Origin of the sequence: Nocardia puris, assembly GCF_036051655.1 — a bacterium.
Classification (GTDB): domain Bacteria; phylum Actinomycetota; class Actinomycetes; order Mycobacteriales; family Mycobacteriaceae; genus Nocardia; species Nocardia puris.
This window is the reverse complement of record NZ_CP107943.1, coordinates 2940114-2952714: the sequence shown is the minus strand read 5'-3', so window position 1 is coordinate 2952714 and position 12601 is coordinate 2940114. Positions and strand designations below refer to the sequence as shown.

Annotated in this window: 11 protein-coding genes, 1 pseudogene and 1 other annotated feature; of the genes and pseudogenes, 3 read left to right on the top strand and 9 right to left on the bottom strand. The window is 61.1% G+C overall.

Features of this window, described 5'->3' with window-relative positions:
• Positions 1-41 precede the first annotated feature (41 nt).
• A protein-coding gene (locus OHB21_RS13170; RefSeq protein ID WP_086007605.1) for an IS3 family transposase occupies positions 42-1183 on the top strand; the annotation gives its coding sequence in 2 pieces (ribosomal slippage) (positions 42-309 and positions 309-1183; 1143 coding nt in all).
• A 60-nt stretch (positions 1184-1243) separates the two neighbouring features.
• On the opposite strand, the pseudogene OHB21_RS13165 reads toward OHB21_RS13170, so the two are convergent.
• From OHB21_RS13165 to OHB21_RS13150, 4 genes and pseudogenes are all read right to left on the bottom strand, one after another.
• Positions 1244-2112, bottom strand: a pseudogene (locus tag OHB21_RS13165) (IS3 family transposase); the annotation flags it as partial.
• Positions 1700-1831: a sequence feature (AL1L pseudoknot), on the bottom strand. Its footprint overlaps the pseudogene before it by 132 nt.
• Before the next feature lie 167 nt (positions 2113-2279).
• Complete coding sequence (locus OHB21_RS13160) at positions 2280-3320, bottom strand: BtrH N-terminal domain-containing protein (RefSeq protein WP_043737843.1); 1041 nt, start codon at positions 3318-3320, stop codon at positions 2280-2282.
• Positions 3314-4492, bottom strand: coding sequence for a cytochrome P450 (locus tag OHB21_RS13155; protein ID WP_178128353.1), 1179 nt, complete (start codon positions 4490-4492; stop codon positions 3314-3316). The genes OHB21_RS13160 and OHB21_RS13155 overlap by 7 nt, the downstream gene beginning before the upstream one ends.
• A gap of 38 nt (positions 4493-4530) precedes the next feature.
• A complete protein-coding gene (locus tag OHB21_RS13150) occupies positions 4531-5061 on the bottom strand; it encodes a PaaI family thioesterase (protein ID WP_051047376.1) in 531 nt (176 codons plus the stop codon).
• 220 nt (positions 5062-5281) lie between these two features.
• Here OHB21_RS13150 and OHB21_RS13145 point away from each other — a divergent pair, with 220 nt between their 5' ends.
• Positions 5282-5938, top strand: coding sequence for a TetR/AcrR family transcriptional regulator (locus OHB21_RS13145; RefSeq protein ID WP_195142885.1), 657 nt, complete (start codon positions 5282-5284; stop codon positions 5936-5938).
• Positions 5939-6414: 476 nt separating this feature from the next.
• Here OHB21_RS13145 and OHB21_RS13140 read toward each other — a convergent pair whose 3' ends face one another.
• From OHB21_RS13140 to OHB21_RS13120, 5 genes are all read right to left on the bottom strand, one after another.
• Positions 6415-7158, bottom strand: a complete 744-nt coding sequence (locus tag OHB21_RS13140) for a TetR/AcrR family transcriptional regulator (protein WP_051047375.1) — start codon at positions 7156-7158, stop codon at positions 6415-6417.
• A 106-nt stretch (positions 7159-7264) separates the two neighbouring features.
• Positions 7265-8296, bottom strand: coding sequence for a ferredoxin--NADP reductase (locus OHB21_RS13135; RefSeq protein WP_014349817.1), 1032 nt, complete (start codon positions 8294-8296; stop codon positions 7265-7267).
• A 45-nt stretch (positions 8297-8341) separates the two neighbouring features.
• Positions 8342-9199, bottom strand: a complete 858-nt coding sequence (locus tag OHB21_RS13130) for an SDR family NAD(P)-dependent oxidoreductase (protein ID WP_014349816.1) — start codon at positions 9197-9199, stop codon at positions 8342-8344.
• A complete protein-coding gene (locus OHB21_RS13125) occupies positions 9196-10794 on the bottom strand; it encodes a flavin-containing monooxygenase (RefSeq protein WP_083888066.1) in 1599 nt (532 codons plus the stop codon). The genes OHB21_RS13130 and OHB21_RS13125 overlap by 4 nt, the downstream gene beginning before the upstream one ends.
• Positions 10795-10991: 197 nt before the next feature.
• The gene (locus OHB21_RS13120) at positions 10992-11978 is read right to left on the bottom strand and encodes an AurF N-oxygenase family protein (RefSeq protein ID WP_014349814.1); all 987 of its coding nucleotides are present in this window, start codon (positions 11976-11978) and stop codon (positions 10992-10994) included.
• 256 nt (positions 11979-12234) lie between these two features.
• Here OHB21_RS13120 and OHB21_RS13115 point away from each other — a divergent pair, with 256 nt between their 5' ends.
• Positions 12235-12570: a DUF4873 domain-containing protein gene (locus tag OHB21_RS13115; RefSeq protein WP_014349813.1), complete on the top strand. Its 336-nt coding sequence runs from the start codon at positions 12235-12237 to the stop codon at positions 12568-12570.
• The last annotated feature ends 31 nt before the right edge of the window (positions 12571-12601 follow it).

The window sequence follows — 12601 nt, the reverse complement described above, 5'->3', positions numbered from 1 at the left end:
TCGTTGGCCCTGATCAGGGGTTAGAAGGGACTATGGGAACCATGGCTGGACGGAAACGGCATTCCGCGGAGGACATCGTGCGCAAGCTGCGGCGCGCCGATGAACTGGCCGCGGAAGGCTTGACCGGCGAGCAAATCGCCGCTGACCTGGGAGTCTCGGCGGCGACACTCTATAACTGGCGTCGCCAGTACGGCGGCATGGACACCGACGCCGCCAAAGAACTCAAGGAACTGCGGGAACAGAACGCCCGATTGAAGCGGCTACTCGCCGACGCGGAACTGGAGAAAGACGCGCTGCGCGAGATTTCGAAGGGAAAATTCTAGGCCCAGCGGCCAAGCGCCGCGCCGTGGACATGCTCAGCGAGGTCATGGGCATGTCGCAACGGTTCGCGTGCAAGGTCGTTGGGCTCGCTCGGTCGACATACCGCCGGTGCCCTGCCACGCAAACACCGGCAGACCCCGACGCCGGGACGCGGGCGTGGCTGCGGAATTATGCGGCCAAGAACCCGTGTCATGGGTTCCGCCGGGCCTGGGCAGTGCTGCGGTTCGACGAAGGCCACCGGATGAACATCAAGAAAGTCCACCGGCTCTGGCGGGAAGAAGGTTTGCAGGTGCGGGCGCATCACCCGCGTAAACGGGCCGGCACCTCGTCGGTGCCGGCGGTGGATGCGGATGCGCCGAACGTGGTGTGGGCGCTGGATTTCCAGTTCGACTCTACCGTCGACGGGCGGGTGGTGAAGATCGCGTCGATGATCGACGAGCACACCCGCGAATCCCTACTGCACCTGGTCGAGCGGTCGATCACCGGCGAGCATCTGGTCGCCGAACTCGAGCGGGTCTTCGCCGTCCACGGGGCGCCGAAGGTGCTGCGCCTGGACAACGGGCCGGAAATGATTTCGGCAGCACTGCAAACATTTTGCCGAGACCGGGTCGGGATCTCGTATATTCCGCCGGGTACCCCCTGGAACAACGGGTACGTGGAATCGTTCAACCGGCGCCTGCGCGTGGAATGCCTCAACCGCAACCACTGGACCAGCCTGCTCGAAGCGAGGGTGGTGATCGCGGATTTCAAGCACGAGCACAACCACCGGCACCGGCATTCGGCGCTGGGCTACCGCACCCCGGCCGAGTACGCTGCGGCCTGCACCCACACCCACCACCCCGTGGGCTGCGACATCAACTGAACACCGACCGAACGACACCGACTCTGAAACCGGGTGGTCGCGTTATCGGGGACTGGCCACGAGCACCGAGATAACCAACGGTGTCGTCTTCGACGACATAACCCGCCAGCCCAAGATCCGTCGCGAATACACGTCCACGCAGAACGCGGTGTAACAGAACCCGGCCAGAGTCCAGCAGTAGGTGAAATCGGCAACCCGCCATTGATCTGGACGCATCGGCGTCGACCAGGCGCGCCCGATCAGGTCCGGATGCCGCGGCGTCGACGCGGGCCCGGGTTCGGTGGTTCTCGTGGTCCGTCACCCGCGCACAACCCCGTCTATCCCGGTCAGCCGCATCAGCCGCGCTACCTGGTCGCGGCCGATATTGTGACCGGCGCGGCGGGCGGTGTGCCAGAGTTTGCGCACCCCGTACAGGCCCCGATTCGCGCTCCACAGGTCGAACGACACGTTCGCGGTGTGAGCATCGGCCCAGGTGGCGTCGCTGATACCGCACTGTTTGGCGGCATAGTAGGTGGACGGGGCGATCTTGAGCCCGTGCTCGGTCAGCACGCGGCAGATCGGGTCAACCCCGAAGCAACCCTTGTGGTCGTCGATGTAGTCGACGATCACCGCAGTCGGCGGTCGACCTCCGCCGCCGCGAAAAACGCACTCGCTGTCCGCAAAAGCTCGTTCGCCCTGCGCAATTCGACTACTTCACGCCGCAGAGCCCTCAACTCCGCATACTCCGATTCCGCCGCGGCCGCCGGCCCGGTCTCGCCCTGCTCGGCGCGGGTGACCCAGTTCCGCAGAGTCGCCGGGTTGATATCCAGCAGCGCACCGACATGCCGGCGCGCACCGGCCATCGAGTCACCGTGCTCGCGGATCCGATCCTGATACATCCTCACCGCCCGAGCGCGGGTTTCCTCGTCGAACTTCCGTGGTGCCGCCATGGCTGACAGTCTCCCTTGCTAAATCAGGAGTCTCCAGCCAGTCCAGGACGGTTCACGTCGTCGGCCCGGTCCCGGGCCACCGCCTGGGGCTACCCCATCCCCCACAGGCGCACTTCACCACCGGTCTCGAAGCCGTAGCGGATGTACCTGTCTGCAGACAAGCTGGTTCAGAGTGAGTTGGCGGCGGCGGCGAGAAGATCTGCCAAGGTTTCCTCCAACTCTGGCAGCACGGCGGCATGCCGGGCTACCTGAACCGAGCGTCGCGATGGGGTTTCATCGGAGACGGCGATTTGGGCGAGCCTCGTCCAAGACTGTGCGGCCAGCCGTGCTGCGCGTGCGGCCGCGTGAACCTTCGGATTGCGCGTGTAATCGGCGAGATCGACGCACCCTTGAGCGATGAGGCGTCGAAACAGACCGCCTCCGGTACCCGCTTTTTCGATGAAGGCAGCGAGTGACCTGAGCACAGCCTCGAGGTCTTCGTCTCCGAAGATGTCGGGCCAACTGGAGACGTCTTCAGCGAAGCGGCGAACGCCGTCGAGCCCGGTGCCGGAGACACCGTTCGAGGCCGGCGCGGCAATCGAACTGGGGCCCCCATGTTTCAGGGTTGCCGCCGATTGTTCGAGCGCTGCGGCAGCCATGGACGGGAGGTCAGGCACGTCGGACGGCCAATCGACTATGTACGTGGCGTGGCGTGTGGGTGTCGGGAACCCCGTGGAGGCTCGTGCCCGTGCCAATGCGTCATACGACACCGTCTGGATCTCATCGCGGTCGTTGTCGACGATATACGCGTCGCGAGCCTCGTCATCATAGCCGACGATAACGATGTCGTGGCGGCTCATGCGCAGTCGTACCCGCAGGTATGGGAGTTCAGCGATGTCGGCCCAGACCATGACGGGCCGTCCGGAGTCCAGTTCGGTCCTCACCCATTTCCAACCGAGGTCGGGATCCTCGGTCTGACGTAGTTCGGTCTTCGCACCGAGGCGCCTCAACAGGTCGACCTCCAAATCCCCACCACGCCCCACCAGGTATATCGGAGGATTGATCGCATCGGCGCGCAGGTAAGCGAAATCGAGTGCGCCGCCGAGTGTGAACACGAGTCCTTCGCTCAGCTCGCCGTCCCAGCCAAGCCCGGCCCAGGACATAAGATCGCGCAACGCACCCGAACCACAATGGCCGCCCTTCAGGTGCGGGTAAGGCTGGATCAGCATCCGGTGACCACCTTCAGACTCGACAGCCCGCGAAAGGACAACCCCGTACGCCAGCGAGGTTGTTCGACGAGCCTAAGACCGGGAAAACGCGCCGTGAGGAGTGGGAACAGTACGGCTCCTTCGAGCCGCGCCAACGGCGCGCCAAGACAAAAGTGAATGCCGGCACCGAACGATAGCGGCGGGGTCCCGGTTCGGGTGATATCGAGGCTATCGGGGTCGCAGAATCGGTCCGGGTCTCGGTTGGCCGCCCCGAGCAAGGTCAATACAACCTGGCCAGGATCCAGGTCGACTCCTGCCACCCGTGTTGGCTCGAGCACCGTGCGCCCATTGGTCTGGACCGGCGAGTCGTAACGCAACAATTCTTCGACGGCGTTGCTCGCCAGATCGGGCCTGGCCCGCAATAGGTCCATTTGGCTGGGATGGGCGAGCAGTGCAGCAACGCCGTTACCGATGAGGTTTGTGGTGGTTTCGAACCCTGCCGCGAACAACAGTATCGCGGTGCCAACGCATTCGTCGTCGTCCAAGACGTCGTCGCCATGCGCCACGGCGAGACGGCTGAGCAGGTCGTCGTCCGGGTGGGCGCGTTTGGCCGCCAGGAGGTCTGTGAAGTACGTTGCGAGTTGGTCTTCCGCTTCACACGCGGCAGTCAGCGCCGCGGCGTCCGCGCTGGGCTCGAGCGAGGCGACCAGGGCGCGTACCAGAGGAGCGGCCACGGCTCGATCGGTCACTGGCACTCCAAGAAGATCGCCTATTACATTCACGGGCAGCGGGAGGGCGAGATCGCTGATGATATCGGCGGAACCCTGGTCCTCGATGACATCGATCAGATCACGGATCTGCGTGACAACGCGGCCGCGCAACTCGTCGATGTGCCGAGGGGTGAAAACGTCAGCGACCAGCCGACGCAGCCGGTGGTGGTCAGGCGGGTTGCGGAACAGCATGGTGCGCCGGAATCGATGCATAGCCTGACGTTGCAACTCTTCGGGAATCTCCGACAAGCCGAATCCCAGCGACTCGTCGGCCTTGCCGAGGCTACGGTTACGGAGCGCAGCTGCGCAGTCGTCGTAGCGACTCAGTACCAGGACCCCCGATCGCGTGACAAGCACGGGCTGAGTCTCGCGCAAGCGTCGGAACGCCTCGTAGGGGCCGGCTGAGCCGTGATCGGTCAGCAAGACGTCGAGGAGTAGTTCCCTCTCAGTTGGTCCAGCAGTCACGCCTGCCTCCGAGCCTTCGCCCGCGACTGCAGGAAGTGTTCGGCCTCGACCACGATGAACACGGCGGTTGCCGTAGTGACCGAGCGCCCTTCTAGATCCTCCATCCTGGCCGCGAGATTCAACTTACGGCTATGCCGCGACCGTACCTCGGCGTGCAGCGTGTAGGGGGTATCGAGCAGTACCGGGGCGAGATAATCCATGTCGAGATTCCGGGTCACGGCGAGTTCGCCGACCGTGTACAGCAAGAAGCCGAACAGGTCGTCGATGACGGTCGCCACCGCGCCACCGTGCGCGATCCCCGGCGCTCCGACATGACGCTGGTCGAAAAGATGGTGAGCAACGACGCCGCCCCCGCAACGCCGCACCGATAGGGAATGTCCGTGCGGGTTGGCCGGCCCACAACCAAGACAGTCGGGATGGTGCGGCGGCAACTCTGGCGATCCGGATTCCAGGAGCCGGAACGAGCGCACCCAGTCCTCCACGCCTGGGTCAGACAACCTACTGACCGCATCCGAAGCCTTGTCCATGGCCAGACCTCTCTGTCGACTAACGCGCGCCCAACATCAGACTCGAGCAGGACCGCGATACAACTACATTGGAGACAATCAGAACCATTTTGTCAACAATTGATCAGATCTCCGCTACTTGTCGCGCATAGCTCGCGATCAAGCAACGCGCGGACATGACGAAGTGTCCGGGAGTTTGTCCACTCATGAACAAAACCCACGTTCTGTTACCATCCGAGGGGTGGTGGAAGAATCGGTGAGGCTGTCGTTCAGGCGACACCTCCGCGAGGCAGCAATCCGCGCCGCCCGCGCCCTGACGGTCGAGAAGGGCTGGGAACGTGTACGATTCGGCGAGGTAGCCGGTCTGATCGGAGTATCACGCGCCACGCTGTATCGAGAGTTCGGCGACAAGCAAGGGCTTGGAGATGCACTCGTTCTGCACGAAGCGGAGCAATTCCTGACCGGGATCGAGGATTTGCTTGCTTCCAACCGCAGCGCGTTGCCTGAATCGATCCGAGCGATAGTTCGCTACACGCTCGACGAGGCTGCAACCAGCCCCTTACTCAAAGCCGTCCTGACTACACCCGGTAGCGGCTCGCGCGATGAAACCGGCGTCCTCCCCCTGTTGACAACCTCTGCCTCCATGCTTCAACTCGCGTCCGAGCGACTGGTCACCGCGTTCCTCCACCACTACCCCACCATCGACGCCAATGACGTGGCCGACGCAGTCGATGCGCTCATTCGATTGACGATCAGCCATCTCGTACTACCGGCCAGCGACAGCGCCGAAACGGCACGCCGGATCTCCGAGATTGCCCTACGTTATCTCGGGGTGGGCTCTGCGGGTCTCAGACCAGATGCCTCAGCTGCATGCCACAACGCGGTACCGAGCCATTGAAGCAGCGGTACCCTCGCTTCCCTTGATTCCACAGCAGCTGGTTCAACGACAAGTAGGCGGCGACGCTCTCGAAACGTAGCTCGGACTCGGCCGGAGGAACGTCGAGCGCGAAGTGGTCGCCAGCGGTTGCGGGCGGTCTGAACCAAGTTCGCGTCGGATCCATCGATTCGGGTCCGCAGGTTCGCACGAAAGCAATCCCGAAACTATCAAATGACACATGAGCTGTCATGCACAAGCCGGGCAAGCCCAACCAGCTGCTGCGTTGGGTAGAGCAGCACCGACGACGCTGACGCACCGAGCAATCGATGCGGACCAGGCCGATCGGCGGTCGTCCCGCCCACCGGCGATGGCGCGACAACGGCATTGCTCACGGGTCTTTTGCCCCGCGGGGATGCAATCCGGCAGTGTCACCGCGCTATGGCAGATAAGCTCATCCCGCGTCGTCTTCGACCGGCGTTTGGCTCGAATTCGCTCATCTAAGCCTCGATCAGTCCAATATTCTCAATCCGCAAAGTCGAATCCGGGTCTATCCGGATTCCACGAGCTCGCGCCGAGGAATCGATAATCCCCCAAATGATTGCGCTGAGATGCTCGACGAAAGCCTTTCTCGGCATAGCCGAGGTCGGATCGGATTGCGAGTTTATCCACCAATCCGTCGCGGAGAGGCTCGCCCCTACGATCGACTGCACCACCAAGTCTATGCCCGACGTGTCAGCCCCAGCGGTTTCCAAAACCGTGACGAAATGATCCGCAATGAAACCTGCCAGTTCACGTGCGTTCTCAAGAGCTGGATCCGATCCCGATGAATTGTCGCTAAAATGACTACGAACGAGAAACTGGAAGACGTTCTTGTGCTCGTCGACCAGCTGCGCGTATTGCTCGACGAGCTGATTCATCACATTTCGAATCGGATCGGATCCGAAATCAACGGTAGCAAGCACATTCGACCACATGAGTTCCTTCGCACGTTCGATAACAGCTGCACGAAGGCCCAGTTTGTCCTTGAAGTGGCGATACAGCTTGGGTTTTGTCGCACCCGCCTCCCGAGCGATGTCGTCCATGCTCGCGTCCGGACCGTACTTGCCGAAGGCACGGTACGCTGCGTCGACCAGTTCTGCTCGAACCAGGACCCGGTGCTCTTCCCATCGGCTCGAGCGTGCGTCAATTCGCCGAACCACCGAGCTACCGACCTCCCGAATCCGCTTTTGTGCGCCCGCCATCTGGCCGAGTATACGCTATCGGACAAATGACCGATATCGCGGGCGGCGATTGCGCGCTGGATCGGGCGAGCATGAACGCCGTTACGGGGCCTACGCGAACGCATGGTCAGTCGAATGTCACAGTCACCGAATTGGTGGCGGGTACCGACTGGCATGCCAGTCGATCACCTTCCTCGATATCATCATCATCGAGTACCTCGTTTACTCTCATCTCTATATCGCCGTCGATAACCTTGCACACACATGCACCGCATCCGCCTTCCCGGCAGGAATACGGAGGCGAGTACCCCTCGTTCAACAAGACCTCGACGAGGGTCAAATCTTTCGGCCATTCCAGCTCGGCGCGATCACCATCGAGATATACTACTAGACGGGCTTGTTCGTTCGTCATTGATTCCTTGACGTAGTTCTCCACGTCGAAGGGATCGGAGTGCAGAGATTGGAATACTTCTCGGTGTAGGTTCCGGTGCTGCACGCCGGCTTCGCGCGCCGCGTCTACCACCAAATCCATGAACGCCGCCGGCCCACACAAGAAATACATCCGATTTCGGTACTCACGGCAGATTTCAAGGATTGCGCTTCGGTCCGGTAGCCCACGCTCGCTCTCCAGCCACTCGATGAGAGTCAGTCGCTCGGGAAACTGCTTGGCGAGGTAACGGAGGTCTTCACCGAAGATGACGCTCTCGGCATGCTGGTTGGCATAGAAGAGAACGAGATGGCCGCCGCCTTCGAGCAGAGCCGACTTGACGATGGATAACACCGGGGTGATTCCGCTACCAGCTGCGAACAGAACCATGTCCGCATCCAGGTCTTTCGGTGTGAAGTGCCCGGTGGGCGGCAGAACGGTTACCTCAGCTCCAACCTTGATGTTGTCGCACAGCCAGTTAGATCCGTACCCGCCCTCCGTGCGTTTCACTGTGACAGCTAGCGAGTCGTCTGCATGCGGGGAACTCGAGAGCGAATAGCATCTGGCCACATATTCCCCGTCACCGGCTCCGGGAATACGCAACGTAAGAAACTGCCCGGGGTCGTAGGCAAATACGCCCAATTGCTGCTCGGGCACCTCGAACCAAATGGACACCGCATCCGCTGTTTCCTGCACTACACGGGAGACCGTGAGTTCACATGGCATGCTCATCTTCCAGGATATTCCTTCTCTATTATTCCGGCCCGTGGCCCAGATTCAACTGTCGCGCTTGACAAGGCCGTAACGACGGCCGATCGCATAGCCGACACGGGCCAGCGGAGCGTTCAGGTCCTGATACCTCGGCCCCACCGCGCGGGCGACGAAATCGAAACCCAGGGCATCGGGTCCGATAAGGACTCGAGGTTTGTTCCGTCGCACGCCCTTCAGGATCGTTTCGGCGGCGCTTTCCGGAGTGGTGAGCGCTATACGATCGAAACCGGCGACAATCTTCTCCTGATCACCCATCGCGCCGACACCTCGAGCTCCGCGCACAATATTTGTGCGAACACCACCCGGATGCACGCATGTTACGCCCACCGGTAGCCGGTTAATTCGCATCTCCTGGCGCAACGCCTCGGTAAAGCCTCGGACGGCGAATTTGGAAGCATTATATGCGCTCTGACTGGGAATGGCCATCAGTCCGAAGACACTCGACACGTTGACAACATGGCCGTCGCCCGAGTCGATCAGATCCGGAAGAAATAGTTTCGTGCCGTTCACGACTCCCCAGAAATTGATCGACATCAACCATTCGAAGTCGATCCATTGCATATCCAGTATGTCGGCGCCGAGTGCGACCCCGGCATTGTTGATTACCATACTGACCGAACCGAAGTCGCTGAGGACCTGACGACGATATTCCGTGAATGCGCTACGATCGGCCACATCGAGCTGATAGTGCTGGCATTCGACACCCAGCGCGGTACACATGGAGGCGGTTTCGCGGGCCCGTTCGCCGTCGATGTCGGCAATGGCCAGCCGCGCGCCCTCGCCGGCGAGTCGAATTGCAACTGCACGGCCGATTCCTGAACCTGCCCCGGTTACCGAGACGACTCGGTCGCTGAACTCTCTCATCTCGGCAAGCTACCCTTCTTGATCGAATTCGGAAGGAGGTCGCCGCTTCGATCACCTGTCGACTCGCCGACCAACGCGAAATCAGAGTCCGCGACATTGCGGGTACGCCGCCAATACTGCCAGGTGAAACCTGGCCAGACCGTCCGATTGACACCCTGTGCATCGAGGTACCAACTAGTGCACCCCCCGCTGCTCCAGACCCCGTTCACCAATTTCCGCTGGATGTCCGAGTTGAATTCCCGCTGAACGGGTTCACGCACCTCGAGCGCAGCTGCGCCGCGTTGCTTCGCGAGCCGAATCGCGCCGATGATGTACCTGATCTGGCATTCGATCATGAATACCACCGAGTTGTGACCAAGCCCGGTGTTGGGGCCGAGCAGGAAGAACAAGTTCGGGAAACCTGCGGTGGTGATGCCGAGATGGGTTTGAATCCCTTCGTCCGACCATACGGAGGAGAGTTCACGACCGGACGCACCCTTGAGCCGGAGGTGGTCGAACCCGTCGGTTACGTGGAAACCGGTGGCATAGATGATCACGTCGACCGGACGCTTGTCACCGGACTGGGATATGATGGCGTCCTCGGTGATCTCGGCGATCCCGTCGGTGATGACGGATGTAGTGGGCCGATTCAGCGCTGGGTAGTAGTCACTGGAACCGAGGATTCTTTTGCACCCGATGCGATACGTGGGGGTGAGCTTCTTGCGCAGCGCGGGATCATCAATTCCCCGCGCTATGTTCCACTTGGCGACACTCTCGAGCGGACGCATGAAATTGATATGTCCGTTCAGTCCTATCGACAGTGACTCCGCTGACCAGTAGATGGCAGTCCGGAGGGCTTTGGCGAGGATCGGCGCCCTCGTGAGCAGGGCTTGGATCACCTTCGGGACCTTGACGTTCCTACGGGGCAGTACCCACGCCGGCGTCCGCTGGTATAGATGCAGTTCATCGGCTACCTTGGCAATTTCCGGAACGAATTGGATTGCGCTCGCACCGGTCCCGATAACAGCGACCTTCTTGCCATCCAATGTGCAGTCATGATCCCACTGCGCCGAGTGAAATGCTGCACCAGCGAACTTCTTCTGCCCCTTGATCTGGGGGATATTCGGTATATGGAGTGCGCCTACGCCTGAAACCAGGAATCGGGCGACGTACTCGTTGCCGTCGGAGGTCGCAACATGCCACGCGGAATCACTAGGATCCCAGTATCCGGATTGCAAGGCCCGCCCGAAATGCGTGCGGCTATAGAGATCGTACTCGCGTGCGAGACTCAGGAGATACTGCTGAATTTCATCCTGTCCTGCCCACAAGTGACTCCAATCCGGCTTGGGCTCGAAAGAGTACGAGTACATGTGAGAAGGGACATCGCAGGCACAGCCCGGATATGTATTGTCGCGCCAGGTTCCGCCGATTTCGGAATCCTTCTCGATTATCAAGAAGTCATTCATTCCCGATTTCAGCAGTTGAATCGCCATTCCCATGCCGGAGAATCCGCTCCCGACTATGAGGACCTCTGTTGTGTGCACCCTCTCGCTCGCTGCACGACCTCCCGAACCATTGGTCTTTCCCGTGTATTTGGCAGAACGGTTATTACTCATCGATTTCCTCTGAACGTTGGCTCACGTGCGGTACAGGTGGCCACAATTTTCGATAGCTACTCAGCTACTGCGGATATGTCGGACCGGGGGCGGGACCGAGGAGTTCGCGGGATTCGACGAGTGCCCGCCGCAACATATCACGGCGCGACTTGCGCTTAGCAATATGCGTGGTGCTGTTCACGCCGGTCCGAGTCTGTTCACCGCCGGGCGATATCGTCGGGGAGGCTCCTCGTCAGGCGCCAAAGGAACATGGTGAAGCGACCTTCCATCATTCCTGCCTCATCGAAGAATCGGATCATCGGCTCGGACATGAACTGCAGGTTCTCCCGGTAGTGCGGGCCGAATTGGCAAGCGAGGAACCCCCGCAGAGGATGCACGCCGACAGCACGGTACAGCTTGGGATTGATCAAGATCGGGTAGGACAGGTTCGCGACAACTGCGAGGACGCCGCGGTGCCATGCCCGCGAGATCCGGCCTCGCGACCGCATACCCTCGACAAGCTCGGAGCGCGCGAACGTGATGTGGCGGGCCTCCTCGAGCACGTGAATTTTCATCAACTGCCGGACCTGCGGTTGTAGGCGTTCGTCGTTCATCGCTTCACGCTGTGCCCGATCGAGAATCTCCTCGATCAGCAAGGTCGCGCCCTGGATCGAGGGCCCGAGCGGGACGAAATGCAGGATCTTCGCCAGCGACAGAAACCCCGGCGGAAGCTTGTAGGGCGGGATCCCCGTTTTGGCGATCAGACGCGCGAACATTGTGGAATGGCGGCTCTCGTCGCCAACCTCGGCAAGTGCGTATAGGGCCTTGTTGTCGACGAGATCACCCGTCGTGTTCAGCCGTAGCAACGCCATACTCAGCAAATTCTCGGCGTAGATCCCGAAGCTGAGGATGCTCACCAACTCATGTTTGCCCAGGTCGATCTTCTGTTCCTCGGAAAGCCGGTTCCACAGACCGGTGCCGTAGAGGGACAGGCGATGCTCGGGGAACCACGCCTTATCCGGCAGCCACGGACTATCCCAGTCGATGTCGACTTCGGCGTCGTAGAACTTCTCTACGGAAGTCTTGAGCAGTCGTCCGGCCGATCGTTGCAGGTCAATGGGTCGCCGACCGCTCACGCGCGCCATACCGTCGGTGGTTACGGCAATCTGCCCGTTGGTCTCGGCCCTGACGTCACTGGTCGTCATCTGTCGCTCCTTTGAGACTCGATCGATGACTCTGCATCGATACATCCTGTCCGGATCAACGTCCGGTGGCAGTAACCCGGTATCCGCTCAAGAGTGCAATACGGGCAGTAGCGGATACTTGGGGTATGAGGTAACTTTGACCCCGGCGGCGCGGCTTGTCAAGGGCCGGCCCCGATCCCGACGCCGGGCTACTTGGCCCCAGTGCCGGGCGATCCGATCGCTGGCGTCGACTATCGACCAAACGGAGGAGTTCACAGTGAAGTCTCAGAGTCCGCACGATGCCTCTGACTACATCGGGCCGGCCACAGTGGTGATCGCAACCGACGACGTCGAGGTGCAAGTCGAACTGCGCGGCTATTTCCAACCCATCGACGGCCGCTTCAGCTGGTACGGGCGCATCCGCCAGAACGACGAACTCGACAATCTGTTAGGGGGACGCCGACGTTCCGTGCTGATCCGGACCAGTACGGGCGAGGCGCCGGCGACCATCGGCGATCGTGACTTCTGGGGCCGCTATCGAGTTCAGGGCAGAGGACGACCGCCCTATCACGTGCCGACGACGCTGGAGGAAGTAGAAGCTACGCAAAGCTGAGCCGTAGGACCTACGCGAATGCCGACGACGC